This is a genomic window from Pontibacterium sp., from assembly GCF_041587635.1.
Classification (GTDB): domain Bacteria; phylum Pseudomonadota; class Gammaproteobacteria; order Pseudomonadales; family Balneatricaceae; genus Pontibacterium.
On record NZ_JBFGYC010000009.1, the window covers coordinates 1 to 24,175 of the forward strand.

General features: G+C 53.6%; 20 protein-coding genes and 3 pseudogenes. 20 read left to right on the top strand and 3 right to left on the bottom strand.

Features of this window, described 5'->3' with window-relative positions; genetic code table 11:
* The 17 genes and pseudogenes from ABYW01_RS01275 to ABYW01_RS01355 all read left to right on the top strand — a co-directional run.
* The coding region (locus ABYW01_RS01275; protein WP_372830731.1) for a GGDEF domain-containing protein at positions 1–749 on the top strand (749 nt) is incomplete at its 5' end.
* Positions 750–978: 229 nt separating this feature from the next.
* Positions 979–2,091, top strand: a complete 1,113-nt coding sequence (locus ABYW01_RS01280) for a poly(3-hydroxybutyrate) depolymerase (protein WP_372830732.1) — start codon at positions 979–981, stop codon at positions 2,089–2,091.
* A 304-nt stretch (positions 2,092–2,395) separates the two neighbouring features.
* Complete coding sequence (locus ABYW01_RS01285; RefSeq protein WP_372830733.1) at positions 2,396–5,512, top strand: EAL domain-containing protein; 3,117 nt, start codon at positions 2,396–2,398, stop codon at positions 5,510–5,512.
* A 13-nt stretch (positions 5,513–5,525) separates the two neighbouring features.
* Positions 5,526–6,044 carry a PAS domain-containing protein gene (locus ABYW01_RS01290; protein WP_372830734.1) on the top strand — a complete coding sequence of 173 codons (519 nt, stop codon included), beginning with the start codon at positions 5,526–5,528 and terminating at the stop codon, positions 6,042–6,044.
* 112 nt (positions 6,045–6,156) lie between these two features.
* Positions 6,157–6,336: pseudogene (locus ABYW01_RS01295) on the top strand (HAMP domain-containing protein); the annotation flags it as partial.
* 75 nt (positions 6,337–6,411) lie between these two features.
* Positions 6,412–7,035, top strand: a pseudogene (locus tag ABYW01_RS01300) (methyl-accepting chemotaxis protein); the annotation flags it as partial.
* Between the two features lie 114 nt (positions 7,036–7,149).
* A pseudogene (locus tag ABYW01_RS01305) lies at positions 7,150–7,554 on the top strand (CZB domain-containing protein); the annotation flags it as partial.
* A 148-nt stretch (positions 7,555–7,702) separates the two neighbouring features.
* A complete protein-coding gene (locus ABYW01_RS01310; RefSeq protein WP_372830735.1) occupies positions 7,703–8,506 on the top strand; it encodes an outer membrane lipoprotein-sorting protein in 804 nt (267 codons plus the stop codon).
* Between the two features lie 6 nt (positions 8,507–8,512).
* Complete coding sequence (locus tag ABYW01_RS01315) at positions 8,513–9,823, top strand: ABC transporter permease (RefSeq protein ID WP_372830736.1); 1,311 nt, start codon at positions 8,513–8,515, stop codon at positions 9,821–9,823.
* The gene (locus ABYW01_RS01320; protein ID WP_372830737.1) at positions 9,820–11,139 is read left to right on the top strand and encodes an ABC transporter permease; all 1,320 of its coding nucleotides are present in this window, start codon (positions 9,820–9,822) and stop codon (positions 11,137–11,139) included. The genes ABYW01_RS01315 and ABYW01_RS01320 overlap by 4 nt, the downstream gene beginning before the upstream one ends.
* A 43-nt stretch (positions 11,140–11,182) precedes the next feature.
* On the top strand, positions 11,183–11,893 hold the full coding sequence (locus tag ABYW01_RS01325; RefSeq protein ID WP_372830738.1) for an ABC transporter ATP-binding protein: 711 nt from the start codon (positions 11,183–11,185) through the stop codon (positions 11,891–11,893).
* On the top strand, positions 11,877–13,097 hold the full coding sequence (locus tag ABYW01_RS01330) for a hypothetical protein (RefSeq protein ID WP_372830739.1): 1,221 nt from the start codon (positions 11,877–11,879) through the stop codon (positions 13,095–13,097). Before ABYW01_RS01325 ends, ABYW01_RS01330 begins: the two co-directional genes overlap by 17 nt.
* A gap of 120 nt (positions 13,098–13,217) precedes the next feature.
* Positions 13,218–14,978, top strand: coding sequence for an acetate--CoA ligase (acsA, locus tag ABYW01_RS01335; RefSeq protein WP_372830740.1), 1,761 nt, complete (start codon positions 13,218–13,220; stop codon positions 14,976–14,978).
* Positions 14,975–15,970, top strand: coding sequence for a pyruvate dehydrogenase (acetyl-transferring) E1 component subunit alpha (gene pdhA / locus ABYW01_RS01340; RefSeq protein WP_372830741.1), 996 nt, complete (start codon positions 14,975–14,977; stop codon positions 15,968–15,970). The genes acsA and pdhA overlap by 4 nt, the downstream gene beginning before the upstream one ends.
* Positions 15,967–16,962 (top strand): alpha-ketoacid dehydrogenase subunit beta, encoded by a 996-nt coding sequence (locus tag ABYW01_RS01345; RefSeq protein ID WP_372830742.1) that lies wholly within the window; start codon positions 15,967–15,969, stop codon positions 16,960–16,962. Before pdhA ends, ABYW01_RS01345 begins: the two co-directional genes overlap by 4 nt.
* Positions 16,959–18,098 (top strand): dihydrolipoamide acetyltransferase family protein, encoded by a 1,140-nt coding sequence (locus ABYW01_RS01350; RefSeq protein ID WP_372830743.1) that lies wholly within the window; start codon positions 16,959–16,961, stop codon positions 18,096–18,098. The genes ABYW01_RS01345 and ABYW01_RS01350 overlap by 4 nt, the downstream gene beginning before the upstream one ends.
* A gap of 28 nt (positions 18,099–18,126) precedes the next feature.
* Positions 18,127–18,372 carry an acyl carrier protein gene (locus tag ABYW01_RS01355; protein WP_372830744.1) on the top strand — a complete coding sequence of 82 codons (246 nt, stop codon included), beginning with the start codon at positions 18,127–18,129 and terminating at the stop codon, positions 18,370–18,372.
* A gap of 74 nt (positions 18,373–18,446) precedes the next feature.
* Here the strand turns inward: ABYW01_RS01355 and ABYW01_RS01360 are convergent, their stop codons facing one another.
* Positions 18,447–19,346, bottom strand: a complete 900-nt coding sequence (locus ABYW01_RS01360; protein WP_372830745.1) for an MBL fold metallo-hydrolase — start codon at positions 19,344–19,346, stop codon at positions 18,447–18,449.
* Positions 19,347–19,494: 148 nt separating this feature from the next.
* Here ABYW01_RS01360 and ABYW01_RS01365 point away from each other — a divergent pair, with 148 nt between their 5' ends.
* Positions 19,495–20,382: a LysR family transcriptional regulator gene (locus tag ABYW01_RS01365; protein WP_372830746.1), complete on the top strand. Its 888-nt coding sequence runs from the start codon at positions 19,495–19,497 to the stop codon at positions 20,380–20,382.
* 55 nt (positions 20,383–20,437) lie between these two features.
* Here ABYW01_RS01365 and ABYW01_RS01370 read toward each other — a convergent pair whose 3' ends face one another.
* Positions 20,438–22,072, bottom strand: a complete 1,635-nt coding sequence (locus tag ABYW01_RS01370; protein WP_372830747.1) for a cation:proton antiporter — start codon at positions 22,070–22,072, stop codon at positions 20,438–20,440.
* Between the two features lie 370 nt (positions 22,073–22,442).
* Here ABYW01_RS01370 and ABYW01_RS01375 point away from each other — a divergent pair, with 370 nt between their 5' ends.
* Positions 22,443–22,649: a cell division protein ZapB gene (locus ABYW01_RS01375; protein ID WP_193953719.1), complete on the top strand. Its 207-nt coding sequence runs from the start codon at positions 22,443–22,445 to the stop codon at positions 22,647–22,649.
* 138 nt (positions 22,650–22,787) lie between these two features.
* Here ABYW01_RS01375 and ABYW01_RS01380 read toward each other — a convergent pair whose 3' ends face one another.
* On the bottom strand, positions 22,788–23,735 hold the full coding sequence (locus ABYW01_RS01380; protein WP_372830748.1) for a LysR substrate-binding domain-containing protein: 948 nt from the start codon (positions 23,733–23,735) through the stop codon (positions 22,788–22,790).
* A 222-nt stretch (positions 23,736–23,957) separates the two neighbouring features.
* On the opposite strand from ABYW01_RS01380, the gene ABYW01_RS01385 reads away from it, so the two are divergent.
* The coding region (locus ABYW01_RS01385; RefSeq protein WP_372830749.1) for a TRAP transporter small permease subunit at positions 23,958–24,175 on the top strand (218 nt) is incomplete at its 3' end.

Consider the following 24,175-nt stretch of genomic DNA (forward strand, 5'->3'; position numbering starts at 1 on the left):
CACTGCTGGCCAGTGCGTTTAGGAAAGCCGTACAAGCCTTACCTGTCGAACTACACGATCAGATTCTTGCACGCTGGTACAGGGTCAATATCGAGCAGGCACGCGATTACACTCTCTTACTGGTGCTGGTCGCCTTGCTGTCCGTCATTGCCGCATTCCTCTCCTATCGCAACTACAGCAGCCGAAAATTCAATGCCCAACTGGCTAAGGTCAATGCGCGCCTGAGTGACCGGAACCGACGATTAGAACAACTCGGGAAAAGAGATTACCTGACCGGCGTTTATCACCGGATTAACATGGACTCAGAACTGGAAAAGGATATTGATCACTGTGCCAGTCAAGGCCAGCCCTTGCATGTCATCCTGTTCGATCTGGATAACTTCAGTCAGATCAACATCGAGCATAGTCACCCCGTCGGCGACCTGCTGCTGATAGAGGTGAGCCGACTGGTTGAGGAGCGACTGCCCGACAACACATATTTTGGCCGCTGGGGCGGCGATAGTTTTCTGATTTTATGCCCCCAGTCGTCCGCCGAAGACACTCAGAAAATCGCTGAAGTGCTGCATACCATCATCAACTGTCATCGCTTCAGTGAGAATGTGCACCTGAGTGCTACCGTTGCTGTCGCCACCTGTCATCCGCACGAGCATCAGTCTAAGTTGATGAAAGAGATTGAGCAGCTGATCCGGGACAAAAAGAAAGAGGGACCGGGACAGCTCGCCAACCTGACAGTAGATACCGCCGAGTGAAGCACACAGAACGATCCGGCTGGCTTCAGTCGATTTAATTGTCTCTGACATCCGCAACGCTACATTGACGAAGATCGCTCAATTCGTGCTCCCCCTCATCTCCAAAATGACGCTTTGCTGATCGCCAAATCCCAACTATTCTGTCACAGTTATTTGTTACGCTGATGCAGCATAATATTTCAGATCCAGCACTGCAGTTACACTCAATTTGCCAGGAGGCATTGAACCCATGGAGTTAAGAGCACTTATTGCAGTCGTCGCTCTCGCGTTTACCACGACCGCATTCGCACAATCGAAAGACCAGGTAGAGTCTCCTATCGCGTCTCTTCCGGCCTTAAACGCACAGCAAGCGCAAACATCGATCTCCGGTCTCTCCTCGGGTGCATTTATGGCCGCACAGTTTCACATCGCCTATTCCGAAGACTTGGTCGGGGCCGGTGTGGTGGCCGGAGGCCCATGGAACTGTGCAGGCAGTAATCCACTGGTTACCCCACTGCTCACCGCGGTGTCGACCTGTATGAATCCGTGTAAATACACCTGGTTCTGCCCGGATTCCCTGTTCCCGGACAGCACCTTCTTGTCCAATCTCGCGAAAGACAATGCACAGGAAGGCACTATCGATGATGTAGCGAATATTCTGGACGATAAGATCTATATCTTCTCAGGGCAGTCCGATGAAACCGTTGTCACTCAGGTGGTTGATAGCACAGAAGATTTTTACCTGAAGCTGGGAGTAGACTCCTCTCAAATCCGCTACAACACCTCTGTTAATGCCGGACATGCGTTTATTACCAACAACCCGGCTGATACGGTGTGTGACGAAACCCAACCGCCATTTATCAACAACTGCGATCTGGAACAGGCCACACGCCTGCTCGACCATATCTACGGTGACCTGCAACCACCTGTCGGTCGTCTTACCGGCGAACTGTTGCGCTTCAATCAGCGTGAATTCTTCGAATCCGATATGACCAGCATGGATGACGCGGCTTACGTCTATATTCCGAGAGCCTGTAAAGAAACGTCCTGCCGTGTGCATGTGGCATTGCACGGGTGCCAACAGGGCATTGGCACATTGGGCACGGGCTACGTTATGGGCACGGGCTATAACGAAGTGGCGGACAATAATCAGATCATCGTGCTTTATCCACAAATCCGTAAGTCCGAACCTCTGCCATATAACCCAAAAGGCTGCTGGGATTTCTGGGGATACAGCAGCGGTGATACGCCTCCGTACACCTACTATAAAAAAGAGGCCCCACAGATGGTCGCAATTAAGAAAATGATCGATCGCCTGACAACAACCGATAGCTGGCCTGCTCAATCAGCCACCACCCCTTAAGCCTATATAATCTGGTTTTATACCCTTATGCAGTTGCTCATACATCGGACCGGGCCGTCATTCCGGTGTATGAGTCCACGCTCATCACGTCCTTAATCAACACTGAAACACCCCGTTATATCTTTATACACTGCACCTGGGGCTCAAAATTCATCCTCGCAACTCGTTTTTGATCAAACATTCTTGATATGGATCAACTAGCCTCGCATCCCTCCTGTTTGGCTCCATGACATATCGAGATTTCAATCTATCCTTCCTGCTCCTGTTATCCGTTATACAAATAATTACAGTTTTCATTTCGTCCATGCATCCAAATTATCAATACCTGTTATCAACTATCAGCCAAGCGGCATACTCACTGGTTGTATTTTTAAAGCGTTCCCTCCGCCATAAAAGCACCCTGTTTAAGGTGGCGGCATTTGCGTTGATCTACGCCATCACGGGCGCCGCCACCCTGAATTTTCTTTCAGTGGATTATCAGCTCCTCAATATGTGGGTCTCCACTGGATTAGCCCTGTCCGTTTTGCTCACCGGCGGTCTGAAATACTGGCCTGGAATCCTGATTGGGACAGTGCTTGGTGGCATCTGGATTGATGGCACACCGGGTTTGTTATTGGGAGTGGGGATAGGAAATACTCTGGGCGCGCTAGCGGCAGTGGGCTACCTGAAGCATAGTTACCACACCACACTGCGTATGCAGACCTTCAGAGATTACTTTCACATTGCCATGGCAGGCCTTGTGTGTGCGGCAACATCGGCCACACTGGGTACGTTCTCAAGGTGGCTTTTCCCTCCTGACGCCCCCCTCAATCTCATCTATGACTTTATCCATTGGTGGCAGGGTGACCTCATCGGTGTGCTGGTGATATCAGTATCGATATTGGTTTGGAAAACACCGCCGAAAGTGGCGTACTCCCATTCATTGCTCAGTGAAGTGTTCTTTTTCGTCGTTGTGACCCTTTTGGCCGCTTTTGCTATCTTTTCAGACGGTGCCAGTGGCTGGCTTGAGTCCTACCTGATGTTCGCCTTTGTTGCTTGGGGCGGTGTCCGCTTCCAAATGCACGGCGCACTGTTTGTCATTTCAGTATGTACATTTCTGGGAGTCGCATATCTGGTCGAAGGTACGGTCAGCACCGGGGAACTGCAGCCCATTCATGGCCTGACAAACTTCTGGATGTTCCTTATGGCACTATCCGCCATCGGCACGGTACTGGCCCTCTCTATTCAGGAAAAGCAGCAACTGGAGAACGCGGCCATCACCCGCAGCGAAGTCCTTCAAAAGCTCTATCAGGGTGCGACACTTTCCGAAGTCCTCGACTTTGCGCTACAGCTGATTGAACGGGACAACCCGGATTTTCGCTGCTGTGCGGTTATCTACAACAACAACGCATCCCACATCGAACATATCAGTGCCCCTGGATTAAAAAGACATGCAAATGATCGGGCCCTTGAAACCATTGCCCAGCAAAGTTTATCGGACTGCGCCCGGCAACGCTTAACCGTGGTAGATGTCAGATGCGAAAGCGATTGGTCCGCCCACCGCAATATTGCCGAGGCATTAAATATACGCTCAGGTTACTCAACCCCCATCATGGGAAAAAGTGGCAAACAGCTCGGCGCTTTTTCCATCTATAAGAAATACAGCGGAACCCCCTCGGGGATTGAACGCAGACTGGTGAGCCGTATCGCCACGCTGATGGCGTTGGTCGTTGAGCAGAATCGTCTGTCGGAAGATCTGCAGCTGGCATCACTGATTTTTGGCAATAGTAGCGAAGCGATGACGGTCACCGATGCCAACGGCCTGATTTTAGCGGTGAACCCAGCCTTTACCGCCGTAACCGGTTACGAGTTTTCCGAAGTCAAAGGCCAGAAAACCAGCATCTTAAGTTCCGACCTGCAAGACCGCTCTTTTTACCAAAAGATGTGGCACTCACTGTCAGAAACCGGCGCCTGGCAGGGAGAGATCTGGAACAAAAAGAAAAGTGGAGAACTCTACCCTGAATGGCTCACCATCAATACCGTCTATAACAATGACGGTCTGCCTCATCGCCGGGTCGCCCTGTTCTCGGATCTGTCTGCGCAGAAGGAATCAGAGAAGCTGATCTGGCAGCAGGCCAACCTGGATGCACTGACCTCCTTGCCCAACCGCACCATGTTCCAGGATCTGCTAACCAGCACTATGTGTGAAGCCGATTTCTCCGGTTTACCCATGGCCCTGCTGTTTATCGACCTGGACCGATTTAAAGACGTCAACGATTCTCTCGGTCACCATCAGGGTGATGATCTTTTGAAGCAGGTCGCTACACGTATCAGTAGCTGTGTGCGCCAGTCCGATGTGGTAGCGCGCTTGGGTGGCGACGAATTTACGGTAATCCTGAAGCAGGTATCGGATGCCCTCAGTCCGGAACGTGTCGCCTCCGACATCATCAACAGTCTGTCATCGGCTTACACCTTAAACGACGGTGAAGTGAACTATCTATCCGCCAGCATCGGCATCAGCCTGTATCCAAATGACGCTCAAGACTCCGAGACACTGCTTAAAAATGCGGATCAGGCGATGTACATGGCCAAGCGTCAGGGGCGTAACCGTTTTCAGTTCTTTACGCCACAAATGGAAGAGGAAACGCGCGAGCGCATCCAACTGACCTCGGACCTGAAAACAGCCACCCAAAAACAGGAGATGGTGGCCTATTACCAACCCATCATCGATCTGCAAAACGCATCAGTATATAAAGCCGAGCTTTTATTACGCTGGATACATCCCAAACGCGGTTTTGTCAGCCCGGCCGATTTTATTCCTCTGGCGGAAGAGACCGGTATCGTCGTAGAAATCGGTGACTGGGTATTTATCGAAGCCATCAAACAGGTCGAACTGTGGCGTAAACAGTTTGATGAGCGTTTCCAGGTCAGTGTGAACGCGTCTCCGATTCAGTTTCAGGATGCCGACGGCAAACTGTCTAACTGGACCACGCTCATGGAACAACGCGGCGTGTCGGGTGATGCCGTCGCGATCGAGATCACAGAAAATTTGCTTATGCAGTCCGGTGATAAGGTCACCGACACACTCAAAGGGTTCCGGACGGCGGGACTGAGTATTTCATTGGACGACTTTGGAACCGGCTATTCGTCCCTCTCTTATCTGCGGCAACTGGATATCGACTTTCTTAAAATCGATCAGTCGTTTGTCCGCAATCTGACACCGGACTCCAGTGAACTGTCATTGTGCGAAGCAATCATCGTGATGGCACACAAACTGGGTATCAAAGTCATAGCAGAAGGCATTGAAACACCAGAACAAAAGGCGCTGTTAACTCAAGCAGGATGCGACTACGGCCAGGGTTACCTGTTCTCCAAACCGGTACCGGCCAGCCAATTTGAGGATTGGTACCAACACCATCACGTCGAGCCATGTGCAAAATAGGCATTCATCCTAAATGAAAAACAAGATTACGCCGATCAACCACGAGCGCGTTTTGAAAGCGAGTGACTTCATCGTTTCGAAAACGGATGCATCGGGTCGGATCACCTACTGCAACGAGATATTTATCGAGCTTTCCGGGTATTCCGAAGAGGAGCTTTTAGGCGCACAGCACAACATCGTACGCCATCCGGACATGCCCCGCGGCGTGTTCCACTTTCTCTGGACCACAATCAACGAGGGCCGGGAGTGCTTTGCCTACGTTAAAAACATGGCAAAGGACGGCAGTTATTACTGGGTGTTTGCCAACGTCACCCCCGATCCCGGTCCTGATGGTCGACCTGCCGGTTATTTCTCGGTGCGACGCAAACCCCATCAGGATGCGATTGCCATCATGACGGATATCTATGCTGCGATGCTGGCCGAAGAACAAAAAGCCGGTCCACGCAACGCCATTGAAGCCTCTCTCAATCTACTCAATTCAAAACTTGAGCAACTCAATCTCAGCTATGAAGAATTTATCCTTTCTATCTAAGGCAACGTACGAAGTTGTCTTTCTTAACGCATTACTATTCATCGCCGGGCTGATTGGTGTGGCCTCCCATGGCTGGCAACCCTTGGACTGGTTATGGCTTGGCTCCCTGATGATGTTTGGGATCGGCAGTGCCTATTTCTACCTGCGCCAGCTGAAAATAGCCCTATCCCCCCTAACCGAAATTGCCCGTGTCGCCAGCGAGATCAGTAACGGTCAGTTAGGTTCACGCATCACCCATATCCGTCGTAAAGACAATCTGGGCGAGGTCTGCTGGCATTTCAACAATATGCTGGATCAGCTGGAAACCTGCTTCCGCGAACAATCCACCGCTCTGAAATTCGCCAGTGAAGGCAAATTTTTTCGCAAGATGCAGACCTCGGGTTTGCACGGCGCTTACCTCGAAGCACTGGAGCAGGGCAACGCCTCACTGGACATTTTGCTGGATAACCATAAACGGGAGATGCGCAATAAACTGCTATCCAATCTGGGGCACCTGAACGCTGAGAATTTACTGAAGAATATGTCCACCAGCCAATCCGATATTCTCGGTATCGTCGCCGCCACTGAAGATCTGGAAGCATTGTCCGCGAAGAATGCACATGCCGCAGAGGAAAGTATCCACTCCATGACCGAGATGAGTGCGACCTTCAGTAATCTGGTCAATAAGATCGACCAGACCGCGCAAGCGGTGGAGGACTTTAACGCCCGTCAGGAGGAGGTATCCAACTCGGTCAATCTGATCACCACCATTGCTGATCAAACGAATCTGCTTGCCTTGAATGCGGCCATTGAAGCTGCCCGAGCGGGAGAACACGGGCGCGGTTTTTCGGTGGTAGCGGATGAAGTCAGAAGTCTGGCTGAACACTCGAAGAAAGCCTCGTCCGAGATCTCGGACGTGATGCAAGCACTGCGCAGCGACTCCGCCCGGATGCTGAGCAACACCTCCGCCATGCGCGAGATGTCGACCACTTCAAGCAATACGCTAGGACGTTTTGAAGAGCACTTCAACGAAGTCGCCACTGCGTCCAATATGGCCCTGTCACGCATCAGTTACATCCATGATGTGAGCTTTGCGTCCCTCGCCAAGCTTGAGCACTTTATCCACAAGCAAAACGGTTATACCGCCGTGAACCTCGGTCGCAATTCAGACAATGCAGAGCTGGCAGATATTGCAGAGCACGCATGCCGTTTAGGCCAATGGTTAAACTCGGACGAATCGGCACAGAACTTTGGTCAGTTGCGTGCATTCAAATCGATCCCAGCCCCGCATGCCAATATGCATCAGCATATGCAACAAGCACTCTCGCTGATCGACCAGGATTGGGAACGTAATTTAGATGTGCAACAGCAGCTTTATAGCACCTTTGAACAGGTGGAGAACGCCTGCGATACGGTGATCGATACACTGGATGAAATGGTCAGTGCTAAGCATGGTGTTAAACCCTCAAGCCAACCACGCACCCTCAATATACATTCATCACCTAAAGTGAATCGGTTAGCGGCGGCCTGACCGCGGTGCATTATCGACGTACGCAACCTGTGGCGACAGGGATGTCCCACGCCCCCCTTGCCCCTCAACGATCAGTAAAGATACACCCACCTCACCCACTGCTACCTGGTCAGAGTGCTAAACTTATCCCGTGTAATAAGGAGTGTATATGGGATTATCTCTATCTCAGATCGGCTCTATTATGTGGTCCGGACGTAAGTACTTGTGCCTACCGTCATACATCGTATTGATCGCGCAGCTGCTGCTGTCCACACCCGCTTTGGCCACCGACATTGATACGCTGATACAGCACATTGACCACCTCTGGCGGGGCGAAACCTCCCGCGCGGAGATGGAGATGCAGGTCAAAACCCAACGTTACCAACGCACCATGACCATGGAGACGTGGTCACGGGGCAAAGATTATTCTCTGGTCAGGATCCGTAATCCGGTAAAAGACCGCGGCATCGCCACGCTCAAGGTCGAGGCCAATATCTGGAACTACCTGCCCAAGATCAACCGCGTAACCAAGATCCCTTCCAGCATGATGTCCGGCTCCTGGATGGGCAGTCATTTCACCAATGATGACCTGATAAAAGAAAGTACCTTCGCTGAAGATTATCAATCCTCCATCAGTTTTGAGGGTGAGCGCGACGGTCAGCTGCTCTACGAGATCACGTCCATTCCCAAAGTCGACGCTGCGGTGGTCTGGGGTAAGGTGATCATGCAGATTGAGCAGCGTACGCTGGCACCACTACACGCGTTGTATTATGACGAAGAAGAGGTGTTAATCCGCACCCTCACATTTGATCAACAACGCACGCTGGACGACCGGGTGATTCCCATGCGTCTGACTTTGCAACCCACCGATAAGCCCAACGAATCCACGGTGATTGTCTATCGCGACATCCGCTTTGGTGTTCCGCTGGACAGCACCTTCTTTTCGCTTAAAAACCTGCAGCGACTCAGGTAGCGGCCAATGCCTATCCACGCTGCCAACTCATCCAGTCTGTCGATGTTGTTTTTTATGGCGTGGCGTAACCTCTGGCGCAACCCGATACGCAGTCTACTAACAGTTTCTGCATTGGCGGGGGGGCTGATCGTGATCATTCTCTATTCCGCTTTGCTAACGGGTATGACACGTCAGATGTCACAGCACGCGACGGAGATATCCACCGGCCATCTTCAGCTCCAGCGTCAGGCGTTCATCGACGACCGCGATCTCTACGCCACCCTGCCCTGGCCCTACTTACAGCAGCTGGAAGCCACACACCCTCAGATGCACTTCGCGCCACGCCTGTACGCTGCGGGGCTGGCCAGCGCTGAAAACACCTCAACCGGCGTGATGATTAAAGCCATTGATCCCCAACGTGAACACCAGACCACCCGGATGCTCGAACATATCCGCCAAGGCACTGCCGACTTTGCCATTGCCGACCACACCGCATCAGGACTGCCACGCTACAATCTGGTGATCGGTGCTCAACTGGCAAAAAACATGCAGCTGACGCCGGGCAGTGAATTGATTCTGGTCACCCAAGCCGCCGATGGCAGTATCGGTAACGCGCTGTTTCGGGTCGCAGCAATCCTGAAACCACTGGAGCCCAACTTTGACCGGATGGGTGTGCTGATGTCGATAGAAGCCTTTCAGCAACTGATGTATCTGCAAGATGGATTTCACGAACTGGCGATCACGCTAGAGGTCATCGACCAACTAGACAGTGCACAGGTCGCACTCACTCAACAGCTGGCAGCGTTCACCCGTGCCCAGCCACTGGAACCGCTGGGCGGCGATCCGGTCATCCGCAACTGGCGCCAGCTCAACCCGGCGGTATCCGAGATGCTTGAACTCAGCCAGACGATGATGCTGTTCGTTGGCCTGATTGTGATCAGTCTAGCGTCGATGGGGATGCTCAACACCATGCTGATGGCCGTGCACGAACGTACTCACGAATTTGGTATCTTGCTCGCCATCGGCATGAAGCGCCGGATCTTATTGGAAATGGTACTGTTTGAGTCTTTTCTGCTGGCGCTGGTATCCGCCGCAGTGGGTTCCGCCTCTGGCTCGATGATAACCGCCTATCTCGAGCAAGACGGGATCGATCTCAGCCACTATATGCCCGACGGTTATGACTGGGCGGGCGTAGTGTTTGAACCGGTGATGCAGGTCTACCTCGAACCCTCCCATATCCTTCACGCCTGTGGTTTGATGATGACCGTCGCCCTGCTCACCGCCCTTATCCCCGCCTGGCGAATGGCACGCCTCAATCCAGCCGAGGTGATGCGATGACGCGAGAGACATTCCATCACCATACGACCGATCTGCCATCGAGCCAGCTTGCCCTGCGCATGCTCCTGCAGCTGGCATGGCGAAATCTTTGGCGACACCGAAAACGCACCCTGATCACACTCAGCTCCATCGCCATCGGTTTCAGTCTGGCGGTCATCTCCATTGGGTTGGGCGATGGCAGCCATAACTCAATGGTGCGTAACGCTATCCAGTTGGGCGAGGGGCACCTCACCGTACAGCCACCGGGCTATCTGGCATCACCCGCAAATCACAAATTTATCCCCGACGGCCAAACACTCGCCCAACAGATGCAACAGCTGGAAATTGCCGGCCATATCGATCCGCGCATTTCACTGCAGATATTAGCAAGCACCGCCCATAACTCGGTCGGTAGCAGCTTGCAGGGCATGGATACACAGCATGATCAGCGTATCCGTTTGCTTAAACCCAAGTTGATCGCCGGTCACTGGCTGGAACCGGACGATCAGCGTGGCATTTTGATTGGCGTAGGGATGTCCCGCAAGCTCAAAGCCAAGGTCGGCAGTAAAGTGGTACTGATGGCGGGAAAACAGAGCGGAGATTCACAAGCGCAGTTGGGGCGGGTGCGGGGAATCTTCGCCTCAGGAGTGGCGGAGCTGGATGACTTTCTGGTGCTGAGCGAGATCAATTTTGCCCGCTATTTTCTGCTCGGAGAATCAGACAGTGACGTTGCCGACACCCCGACCACACCTGTTACACGCGTTGCCGTATTTCTGGATAACCCCGATCGCTTAAATCACTGGAAAGCCCGGTTATCCACAGCGCTGAAATCGGAGCAGATCGCCGTACTCGATTGGCAGGAGATGATGCCGCAGCTGGTGCAGTTCATCATCGTGGATGACGCCGGTAACTACATCTTCCTCACGCTGATCCTGATTATGGTGGGGTTTGGCATCATCAACACGGTTCTGATGAGTGTGCTGGAGCGTACCCGCGAATTCGGCCTACTGCGGGCACTGGGATTAAGCCGCTCCCACCTGCTGTTACTGGTGTTTGCCGAATCCTTACTGCTAAGCGTATTGGCCGTCACTGCGGGTTGGTTGATCGGTGGATCAGCCCATCTCTGGTTTGCCAGTCAGGGCATCGATCTGTCCGGGGTGATGAGTGAAAGCACCGAAATCATGGGCACCTTTATCGATCCGGTGGTGTATACCGAACTGTCCTGGGCACGCATCATCCAGCTCACGACGATCATCTTTATCACTACCTTGTCGAGCGGGATCTACCCGGCCATCAAGGCCGCCCGAGTCACACCGGTGGAGGCACTGCGCACATGACCCGTTTGCGTGTGAATAAGACCAATCAACAGGGAGATCGAAGATGGCACTACTGACACTGGAGGCGATCAGCAAACACTATCGGCAGGGTGAGATTGACGTGCTGGCGCTCAAACAGGTGGACCTGAGCGTTGAACCCGGCGAGTTTACCGCGCTGGTCGGCCCCTCCGGTTCGGGCAAAACGACCTTGCTGAATATCATCGGCGGGCTGGATGTCCCCAACCAGGGACACGTCTGGTTGCACGGTACCGATCTCACCCGGCTGAAAGACGCTCAGCTGTCCGACTTCCGACTGTTCCAGCTGGGCTTTATATTTCAGGCCTACAACCTGGTACCGGTCCTGAGCGCACTGGAAAACGTCGAACTGATTATGGTGCTTCAGGGTCGCCCCAGCGCAGAGCGGGAAGCCCGGGCCAGGCATTATCTGGCATTGGTGGGGCTGGAGGATATGATGTTACGCCGCCCGTCAGCATTAAGCGGCGGTCAACAACAGCGCGTTGCGGTTGCGCGAGCACTGGCAGCCGGGCCACGCCTAGTGCTGGCCGATGAACCCACCGCCAATCTGGATTCAGAAAACGCCACCGCCCTGCTGGACATCATGCACCGGCTTTGCAGGGAGGAACAAACCACCTTTATTTTCTCCACCCACGACCCACGGGTTATGGAGCGTGCCGAACGTATTATCACACTGCGCGACGGAGCCATCGTGCAGGATCAACGCCTGAAGCAGCCTGATTATGCAGATCACAACTAGCATCCTAGTCGTGCTGGCAACGGTGCTATGCTGCCTGCCACCGGCTACCGTGCTGTATGCAGCGGAACTCACAGGCCGTGTGGCGCTGTTGGGATTGCTCAGCGAAACACCCAAAGGGGCCACCATCAACCGCGACACCCTGAGCGCCAATCAGCAGAGCTTACGCCTGATGCTGGCCAGCAATAGCGAACGGGATGAGTGGTCGCTCCATCTGCGCGCCAGCCGCCTACAAAGCAATGGGGTCTCTGCAGAGCGCCGGACAGCCCGTGATCTGTTCCGCTATCGGCAGCTCGCGGGCAGTGTACTTGAGCACGCCAGCAACAATCATCAAGCACAACTGGCCTATGAGATTGACCGCGCCGTTTATCAGCGTCATTTTAGCACCAGCACGTTAAGCATTGGCCGACAGCCCATCGACTGGGGCAGCGGCCGCTTCTGGCAACCGTTCAATGTGTTCGGTGCGTTCGCCCCCACCGATCTGGATACCGATTACAAAGCGGGCATCGATACCCTGGTATATGACTGGTATCCCTCTCCCTTTTCATCACTGACTGCCGTATATGCCTTTGCACCAGACGACGCCGACACACATTCAAACAGCGCAGCCCTGTATTATCGCCAGCCCGCAGGAGAGCAATCTGAAATCGCATTAATCGTCGGCGAGGTTGTGGATAACCGTCTTTGGGGAGCCTCTGTGGAGAGTGAATGGTCGGGCGTTGGCTGGCGTGTCGAAGGGGTGTTTTTCGATCAACCGCAGCCTGCGCAGGATGGCCTGCTCTGGATCGCCGGTCTGGATTACCAGTTTGAGAATGGTACGCTGCTGAATCTGGAATGGTACGACAATACATTAGGTAGCGGGAGCCAGTCCTCACTACCGCAGGGGCATGCCAGCCTGTTGATCCAAAACGGACTGCAACAGCACCTCAGCCGACAAGTTCTGGGGATGGGCCTGAGTAAAGATCTGACACCCCTGCTGCATGGCAGTTATACCCTGCTGCTCAGCCCGTTACGCGATAATCAGAACGAACGCCACGTTTCCTCTCTGCATCAGTTTAATGCTCTTTATTCGCTGAGTGACGAATCAGATCTGCTCGTATCCTTTCAGTTTACGCAGGGTAAAGGCCTGAACCCGTCGGGCCAGCCTCAATCGGAGTTTGGCCACCAGCCTGCCAATATCATCCTACGCTGGCGGCTGTATTTTTAAGGCGTTCACTCAGCGTCTTTCTGTCTCAAATACCCATGCAATTTGCAGGTATAGAGCGGTGAACTATGCTTCGTAAGTATCGCCTTACATTTTTGCGGCTGAATACTACAGGCATAGATTATGCGTATTGCAACGATCAGCAAGGACAAGAAATCTGTCGCGGTAAAACCGAACCTGACAAACTACCCCCTTCTTTACCATGACTTCACCTGGCAAGAGGCCCGTACCTGTATCGACGGTCTGCCGGACGGCGCTCTCAATATCGCCTACGAAGCCGTAGACCGCCACTTAAAACGCGGGCTGGGTGAGAAAACGGCGATTCTCTGGCTGTCTAAAGACGGTCATACTCAAACACTGAGCTACCGCGAACTGTCTGAACAAACCAGTCGCTTTGCCTCGGTGTTGCAACTCTTGGGGGTACGTAAAGGCGATCGTGTATTCGGGTTGCTGGGACGCACTCCGGGCCTCTATATCGCACTGCTGGGCAGCCTGAAAAATGGCTCTGTGTTTTCGCCGTTATTTTCAGCATTTGGTCCTGAGCCAATCCGTTCACGGATGAGCATCGGTGATGCACGCGTCCTGGTCACAACGGAACGGCTCTACCGTAAAAAAGTGATGCCCTGGCGCGACCAAATGCCCGGACTCAAACACATCCTTCTGCTTGATACGTCCGATGATCTGCCACCCGGCTGCCTCGACCTCAACCGGCTGCTGGCCGGAGCAGATCCTACCAGCCCGGCAGAACCCACCGACCCGGAAGATATGGCCCTGCTGCATTTCACCAGTGGTACAACAGGCACTCCCAAAGGCGCGGTACATGCCCACCAAGCGGTGCTCTACCACATCCTCTCCAGTCGCTATGCACTCGACCTGCACCCCGATGATACCTACTGGTGCACCGCCGACCCGGGCTGGGTAACCGGAACCTCCTATGGTGTGATTGCGCCTCTTTGTACGGGGGTCACGATGGTGGTCGACGAGGCGGAGTTTGACGCGGCTCACTGGTACGACATCCTCCAGAAACAACAGGTCAGTGTCTGGTATACCGCCCCGACGGCGATTCGCATGTTGATGAAAGCCGGTGATGAGCTGGCTCAGGCCTATGACCTGTCTCACCTGCGGTTTATGGCCAGCGTAGGAGAACCGCTCAACCCTGAAGCTGTCCTCTGGAGTCAACAGGTACTGGGGCGCCCCTTTCATGACAACTGGTGGCAAACCGAAACCGGCGGCATCATGCTGGCCAACTTTGCCTCAGAAGCGATCAAGCCCGGCTCGATGGGTCGACCGCTACCGGGCATCGAAGCGGCGATCGTTAAGCGGGATATCAAGGGTGCCCTGGTATTTATCGAGGATGATTACGAGGTCGGTGAGCTGGCACTGAAGTGTGGCTGGCCCTCCATGTTTCGTGGATACCTCGATGCCGAAGACCGCTATCAATCCTGCTTTCAGGATGGCTGGTACTTGAGTGGCGATCTCGCCTCCCGCGATGTGGACGGCTACTACTGGTTTGTCGGCCGCGCAGATGACGTGATCAAGTCCGCCGGTCATTTAGTGGGACCGTTTGAAGTAGAAAGTGTGTTGCTGGAACACCCCTCTGTCGCCGAAGCGGCGGTTATCGGCATTCCCGATCCAGTGGTTGGTGAAATGGTTAAAGCCTATGTCGCCCTGAAAGCGGGTTTCAAAGCCGATGAGGCGCTACGCAAGACACTGCTTGGCCATGCCCGTAAATATCTGGGGGCCTCCATCGCACCCAAAGAGATTGTTTTTCGCGACAATCTGCCTAAAACCCGCAGCGGAAAAATCATGCGTCGCCTACTGAAAGCAAGAGAGCTCGGCCTGCCGGAAGGCGATATCTCAACGCTGGAGAGTGACGAAACATGACCGATATCCACGATAAGCCCCATATTCGCCGCAGCCATTTATTACAGCTATTGCAGAATATGATCCGTATCCGTCGGTTTGAAGAGAAATGCGCAGAACTCTACACGCTGGAGAAAATCCGTGGCTTTCTCCACCTCTATATTGGCGAAGAGGCGATCGCCGTGGGCTGTAATCAAGCCCTGCAGCCAGAGGACGCTTTAATCTGTACCTACCGCGAGCACGGCCATGCACTGGCCCGCGGTGTCTCAATGACTGCCGTGATGGCCGAAATGTATGGCAAGCTGAATGGTTGTAGCCATGGCCGCGGCGGCTCCATGCACCTGTTTGACGCCGACACCCGGTTTTACGGCGGCAACGCCATTGTCGCAGGCGGGTTACCTCTGGCCGTGGGATTGGCACTGGCCGACAAACTGCAAAATCGTCACCGGGTGACCGCTTGTTTCTTTGGTGAAGGTGCCGTGGCGGAAGGTGAGTTTCACGAAAGCCTCAATCTGGCCGCCCTCTGGCAACTGCCGGTGCTATTTGTCTGCGAAAACAACCTCTACGCCATGGGCACCGCCCTTGATATCTCGGAGTCGGAACAGGATATTCATCATAAAGCGGAGAGCTATCAACTCAATGCCGAGGTGGTAGATGGTATGAATGTGGTGGCAGTGGAACAGGCGGCCCACAACGCCTGCGAGGCGATTCGTAAGGATGGTCTACCCCGCTTTCTGGAGTGCCGGACCTACCGTTTTCGTGCCCACTCGATGTTCGACAGCCAGCTCTATCGCGACAAAGAAGAGGTGGATGCATGGCGCCAGAAAGGTCCGATTGTGCAGCTGGTCAACTGGCTCCGGGACAACCAACAATTTAGCGATGAAGAGCTGAACACGATTGAACGAGACGTAGAACGGGAGATCAGCGAAGCCGTAGCCGCCGCCGAGCACGGTGAGTTTGAAGACGCCTCCAGTTTGCTTCGGGATGTTTACACCCCGGGGGCGTCACAATGAATAACGAATCTCCCCGCAGCATGAGTTATTGCGAAGCGATCCACGAAGCCCTGCGTGAAGCGATGCAAACAGATCCACGGGTATTTCTGATGGGCGAAGATGTCGGACACTACGGCGGCTGTTATGGCGTGTCCAAAGGATTGCTGGATGAATTTGGAGAAACGCGTATTCGTGACACCCCCCTGTCAGAATCCGGCTTTGTCGGAGCCGGTATCGGTGCGGCGCTGGGCGGAATGCGGCCCGTCGTTGAGGTAATGACCGTCAACTTCAGCCTGCTGGCACTCGACCAGATCGTTAATAACGCAGCCACTATCCGCCATATGTCCGGGGGACAGTTCAGTGTGCCTTTAGTCATCCGTATGGCTACCGGAGCCGGTCGCCAGCTTGCCGCGCAGCATTCACATAGTCTGGAATGCTGGTATGCCCACGTCCCGGGTCTTAAGGTGTTGGCGCCCGCGACCATCGCCGATGCGCGCTTCATGCTATCGATGGCCCTGCAAGACCCCGATCCTGTCGTGATTTTTGAGCATGTCATGCTCTACAACAACGAAGCGCCGATCCCTAGCGCGGATCAATGCCTGCCAATGGAACAAGCAGCGATCCGTCGTGAAGGCAGTGACATTACACTGATCACCTACGGCGGTTCGCTACCTAAAGCACTCGCGGCGGCAGATCAACTCGCCCACGCCGGTATTAGTGCGGAGGTACTCGACCTGCGCAGCTTGCGCCCACTGGATAGCGCAACCATCGTCAGTAGCCTCAGCAAAACCCATCGTGCCGTTATTATTGATGAAGGCTGGCGCACCGGCTCTCTGGCCGGCGAAATCAGCGCAATAATCATGGAGCAGGCTTTCTGGGAGCTGGATGCCCCGGTAGCCCGGATATGCAGCCAGGAAGTCCCCATCCCCTACCCTAAACATCTGGAGGACGCGGCGCTGCCCCAACAAACCGACATTGTGAACACAGCCAAGCAGGTGCTGGGGGTACAATGATCGAGCTGACGATGCCCTCCTTTGGCGCTGATATGGAGAGCGGCATTCTCACGGAATGGCTTGTAAAGCCGGGAGACGCTGTCAAAAAAGGCGAGATCATCGCCGTGATTGAAACCCAGAAAGGGGCGATTGATATGGAGGCGTTCCAGTCCGGTATCATTCATACACTACGGGTCGAACCCGGCAGCAGCGTGCCTGTCGGTCATCCGATTGCCACACTGGAGACAGAGATTACGGCTGACTCGACAGCCGACTCAGCAGCCCAAGTCCCCCCCCAGACCACACGTATCAAAGCTTCACCTCTGGCCCGTCAGCTGGCGCTCCACAACCATATCGATCTGGCTGGCTTGAACGGCAGCGGTCCCGAGGGAGCCATTGTTGCGCACGATTTAGAATCGCAGAAGTTCATCGATAAAACCCCCGCTACTGAAACACTGAACCACACAAAACCCCAGGCCACCGGCCGTGATGAACAGCAGATGATGCGCCGGGCCATAGCCTCCGCCATGTCGCGTTCCAAGCGGGAGATTCCCCACTACTATCTGGCCACCACCATCGATCTGCAACCTGCGCTGGAGTGGATGACCCACTACAACCACGACAAACCACCAGAAGCGCAGCTGCTGATGACTGCCCTGTTACACAAGGCGGTCGCACTCGCTCTGACCCGCAATCCAGAACTGAACGGCTTCTATACACAGGGTCATTTTCAACCGGCATCAGAGATCCATCTGGGAATGGCAATCTCCATGCGTAACTGGGGCCTGATCACCCCGGCTTTGCACCATGCAGACCAACAAAGTCTGCCTGACTTAATGCAGCAGATGCGAGACCTGACCTTACGCGCCCGACGAGGCGGCCTGCGCAGCTCAGAGATGACCGATGCCACCATCACTGTCAGCGGTATGGGGGATCGAGGCGTGGAAACCCTGTTTGGCGTTATTTATCCACCGCAGGTCGCCATCATCGGCCTCGGCAAACCGATGGTGCAACCTTGGGTAGTGGATGGAAAGGTGCGGCCACGTCTGCTTTTCAATCTCACGCTGGCCGCTGATCACCGGGTCAGCGATGGCCATCAGGGCGGGCGGTTTCTTGGAAAGGTCAATACACTGCTGCAAAACCCGGCGGGATTATAGCGGTCTATCAAGAGTGACTGGAGTGACTATGGAACAGGAACAGATCGACGCGATTGTATTCGAGGAGTTGCAGAATATTGCCCCGGAGTTAGAGCCGGACACGTTGGACCGGGAGGAAGATCTGCGCGACGAGCTGGATATAGATTCGATGGATTTTATGATCCTGATAATTGCTCTCGGAAAGCGGCTGAATATACGCATACCTGATACAGACCACCATCTACTGAATAGTATCAACAACCTGCTCGCGTACCTGCATAAGTCTGCGGCCTAAAGCCCGCCTCCAGCACCGTTATCGATGAACAAGTGCGACCTCACCGTCGCCCTTGTCCATGAACGATCAGAAAATTACTGCGGCCATTTCATCTCGCCTTCCAGCACTTTGGCGCTGATCTGCAAAGAGCCGGTGCCACCTTTGCCCGGGTAGTGTGACTCCATCGCGTCAATCAGCTCAGCGGAGTTCGCTGCTTTGGCCGATGCCTTTTCAAAGGTTGTGACGTAGGTATAGGTGTAATTGATCGCTGTCAGATCACCTTTGTTAGCACCCAGATAATGTCCCGGGATCACACGTTCGGGTTGCAACGCGGTCACAGAATCCAGGGTACCACGCCAATGGTCGCGGGATTCCTGAGTCTGCGTATCCGCCACCCAGACATGCATATTGTCATACAACGCGACACCTCCCAGCACCGTTTTACTTTCAGGAATCCAAAGGAAAGCATGTGCCGGATCAGGACCGTCCAGTCCGACCACTTTGATCTGCTCGCCATCAACACTCAACGTATCCCCCTTAAGAGGCTTTGGAATAACCAACATCTGCGGCGCATTTTCACCCAGAATCGGTCCCCAGTAGGCTTCCTTACGCACAATGGTCTGCTGGATCTTTTTGATGGTTTCCTCACTCGCCAGCACAGTCACATCCGGGAACTGGGTTTTGATGACATCCAGACCAAAGTAAAAATCCGGATCCGCAGCACTGATAAATACCGTGGTCAGTTTTTTGCCGCTGTCACGGATCATCTTGACCAGCGCCTGCGCATCGTTGCGCTGAAACTGAGCATCAATCAGCATCGCTTCGTTGTCACCCGTGATCAGTGTCGACGTCACCGGAAACATACTTTTTTCACCTGGGTTATACACCTGCAATGTCAGATCACTGTCTGCAACAGCACTCAGCGGGGTATATACGACAGCGGTCGCCACCGCGGTGATTGCCGTACGTTTCAGAACCGTGGATAGATTTAACATGTTATCGACCTCTCAGACTCAATCGGTTAATTCATTCATTAATCAGCTGAGGTCTATGCTAAATTTCAACAAGAGCAACAAAAACCGTATTTCAAGCAATAAATAATTGCTTATTCCGGACATATCAATTTTCAGGATTGAGGGCTTTATGGATCGTCTCACCGCCGCTGAAGTGTTTATTACCATTGTTGAGCGCGGCAGTATGATCGCTGCCGCCGACGCACTGGATATGTCCCGCTCGATGGTGACCCGCTATCTCGCCCAGATGGAAGCATGGGCGGGCACCCGGCTGCTGCATCGTTCAACCCGCCGCCTCAGTCTCACCGCGGCGGGAGAAAAAGCACTGCTTCACTGTCAGCGTTTACGAGAGATTTCACAGGAAGTTGCAGCCGGTTTAGGGGACAGTCGCGAAAAACCACATGGACGTCTGCGAATCAGCTGTTCGCAGTTTGTCGCCCAGCTGATGCTACTACCCTCCCTGAACAGCTATCTGCGCCACTACCCTGACGTAGCCGTGGATCTGCAGATCCGCAATGAGATGATTAATCTGGTGGAAGAGCGGATTGATCTGGCGATACGTATCACCAATACCCTCGATCCTAACATCATCGCCCGTCCGCTGGGTCAGTGCCCCTCGGTGCTCTGCGCCAGCCCGAAATATTTGCAACAACGGGGAGACCCGCTGTCCGCTGAACAGCTCAGAAGTCATAACTGTCTGGTGTATGCGAACTTCGGCTCCAGTGTGTGGGAGTTCATATATCAAGGGGATCTGGTGTCGGTACCGGTATCAGGCAACCTGAGTGCTAACGACACCACGGTATTGCTCAGCGCAGTGCGCAGTCACGGCGGTATATCCATGCTACCGCTGATGTCGGCCACACCTTATCTCGCATCTGGCGAACTGGTACAGGTATTGCCGGACTATCAACCGCACGCTTTGGGTATCTTTGGCATCTACCGCTCACGTACCCATATGCCGCAGGCACTCAGATTGCTGATTGATCAGCTGGTCGAAGATTTTGCCCGACAGATATAATCCATAGGCACCCTGCGGAGTCAGGGCATCGGAAGGCGATGCCCTGACTTCACAATCACACTGAAGCTTCCTTTTCCTGCAGCGCTTCCACCAATGCCAGCGCTTTCTGCTCCTCCGTATCAATCGACTGAGTGCCTCCTACTTTATTCAACTCAGCAATCATCTTCTCGTTGGAGGAACAGACAAACACCGGAACCTCCGGCGCTACATGATTGAGTGCGTGCGCAACCTGACGGATACGCTCTTCGTTGCTCATCGCGATGATGACCGCCCGCGCCTGCTCAATATGAACCCCACGTAAAAACTGACTCCGGCTGGCATTGCCAAAAATCACCGGCAGATACTCGTCTTCAGCCTGAAGATACGTGCTTCCTTCGTGTTCTATGCCGACATAGGGGATCTGCTCTTTGCTCAGATGCACACCTACCCGTCGACCCAGCGAACCAAAGCCACAGATCACCACCTGATTCGCTTCCACGTGTCCCGGTCCTTCATGAATAGCCGCCGTAGGGGAAACAGGCTCATCCTCGTCCCCACTTTTCACCATCCAGTCGGTGATCCTATCCAGTGAGCGGAACAGGAACGGGGTCAGCATCATGGTAAAGACAATCGCCATCACCAATATCTGGCCAAATGCAGCATCCATAAACAGGTCATTGGCCTGTGCGGTTTCAAACACCACAAACGAGAACTCACCGCACTGGGACAGCAACAGCGCTGTTTTCAGCGCCGTACGGGTACCGTGAAATATCCGAATCAAGGCAAAGAGAATCAAGCTCTTTACCGCCAGTAATCCCACCATCACCGCCAGAATCAGCAACAGGTTTTCCAACACAAACGGCGGGCTGACCTGCATCCCGACGGTGATAAAAAACACCCCCAGCAGCAGATCGCGAAACGGGATCAGATCGGCCTCCACCTGATGTTTATAGTGCGTTTCGGCAATGACCATACCGGCGATAAAGGCACCCAACGAGTAGGAGAATCCAAGTGTATGCGCCAGCTGCGCCGCCCCAATCACAAACAGCAGCAAGGCGCCGATAAAGATCTCGTTCGAGCGCGCGCCAATCACCTGTTCCATCAGATGGGGGGTGGCGAAACGAGCACCCACAAACAACAACGCAAAGACAATCGCGCCGCCGATCACTACATCCAGTAACAGTTCCGGCACGCTCTGATGGGTACTGGCAAAAATGGACACCATCAGCAACAGCGGGATCACAGCTATATCCTGAAACAGCAATACGCCAACCGCGTTACGACCATAGAGATTGCCCACTTTGCGGTTTTTGGTCAGCAGGTTCAGCACGATGGCCGTGGATGACAACGCCAACGCCAGACTAACTATCAGGTTCACTGCGGGCTCAAGCGCCAGCAACCAATGTCCTATGGCAAAAAAGACCGCCGCGGTAATACCCATTTGTAAGGCACCGTAAAGGAACACCTCTTTTTTCATCAGCTGTAGTTTTTGCGGCGAAAATTCCAGTCCAATGGTAAACATCAGAAACACGATGCCGAACTCGGCCACCGTTTCTAAACTCGCGTTGTGCTCCAGATCAAAAACAAAACCCACCGCCATACCGGTGAGGATGTATCCAATCACCGACTCTACCTGCAGTTTTTTCAGCAGTACATTCAGTACCAGTGATAACCCTGCGCAGATCAGGATCAGGGTAATAATGTTTTCCATAGTGACGTTTTTCGTTCCCAGCTATTCCAACCCTGATCATAGCTGACCTTCAAGTGCTTAAACATGAGTCAGCGGTCGAATAAGTGGCTGAATTTGATAGGTATCAGATAAGGCGACGATCAACTGAACTTCGCGCCGGAATCTCAGTCATCTACAGATGATCGCGGCCATCTGACCACGACTCAATAGAGGGAACTTATCACGGTCAGATGGTTCCTATAACGAGACATATCGAGGCGAGAACCGCCCGACTGAGCAACCGTCACCGGTAATTCGCTGAGAATGCCTAAAATTCGGCTGTTCAGCGACTGAGCGCGCGCCTATAATCGCTCGCCGTTACGATTATTTTACAAGCTGGGATTTAGCATCGATGGATAACGCATTACTGGAACAACTGGGTACCAAAATTGATCAACTGCTGGACGAAATGGAACTGCTGCGCATGGAAGTGAGCGAACTGCGTGCCGAACGTGACAGCCTGACGTCTGAACGCGATAACCTGCTGTCTAACCAGACAGATTCAACTGATCGCATCAAAGCACTGCTGGGTCGGTTCGACAACCTGGACGCTGCATAACAAGTATCGGTCTATTCGGCAGGATATCGCACACCTGTCTGCCGAACGATCACGCTTGCATGAGTTCCGGAATAGCACCTGCACTTACTGCTGTTACAGCGGTTCTATTCCGGGCTACCTACCTGCCTCTGCCCCCTCCTAACGCGCCTCAAACTCCGACGAATCATCCCCTGCAAACAACGTCTCAATCCGGTTAATCTCCTCCACCAGAATATCGATAAACGCCGATGCCAACAGTGATTGCGGTCGATGGGCCGGGGTCAAAATAGACACCATGAGCGGCACCACCGGTGCAAACGGTCGAAACACCAACTGCGGCTCCACCTGATGATAATCGTAATAGCTGCTCGCGGTGATCGGGTCACAGATGCAGTAACACAGTTTTTCCTCCACCAGCTTTAACGCCGGCTGGAAATTACGCAGTTCAAAGCGCGGCTCAAATGCGGCTTTTTCCTTACGAAACGCTTCACGGCTGGCGATCAGGTTAGGATGGTCTTCCTGCAACACTGCCAAGGGTTTACCCGACAGATCTTGCGGCGTGATCAGTGACTTCTCCGCCAGCGGATCATCATGCCGAAGCGCACAGACACAGCTCAGCTCGAAGTTCTGCATCGCCAGCGCACTGTTCGGAGGCGGCGTTTCCGCCAGACCCAGATCGTATTGCTGTGAGGCGACCCACTCTTCAATAATCGCCGAAGCGCGCATCATCAACGAGATCTTTACCTGCGGTTTATCCTGTACAAAATCAGCCACCAGCCGGGGCATCATGAACTGAGAAGATGCGGGCATGCAGGCGATACGCAACCGTCCCTCTTTCAACGAGGCCAGCTCTTTCATCGTACGCGACGTATGTGCCAGTCGTTCCAGCACCGCTTCCGTCTCTTCCAGGAAAAACTGCGCTTCAGGTTTACGCACCAGCCGCCCGCGCTGGCGTTCAAACAGTGTCAGCCCCAACTCCTCTTCCAGACTGGCAATCAGAGAACTAACCGCCGGCTGGGTTCGATTCAACGCCCGTGCCGCTTCTGAGATTGATCCGGTGCGCATCACTTCACGAAATGCCTGCAACTGGCGAATGCTGAGATTCATAAAATCCTCTGATCTGTAAAACCCACTGATTTGTAAGGCAACTTTCTTAAAGCATAAAAAAAATCTATGGACTGATCAATATTATCGTTTTGATTTTATAGGGTGTGATTGCGAATATTTCACAACGGAATCTGCGCTGTTGTCTCTGCCTCCGGCTCACAGACCCAGTGCACATCCAAAACTAATAACTACAAGAACGTTGTGATTTGAGGAAACACGCCCATGAACCGATTCGTCAGTATTCTTCTGACCGGGCTGATCTGTTTGGTGGCCATCGGACAGTTTGTCCAGGTAATCACCCGCTACGTGCTGGAGATCCCGGTGATGGGTCTGGAGGAAAGTCTCCTCTACCCAACCATGTGGCTCTACCTGCTAGGGGCAGTGAACGCATCCCGCGAGAACACCCATATCCGCGCTAACGTGCTGGAAATCTTCCTGAA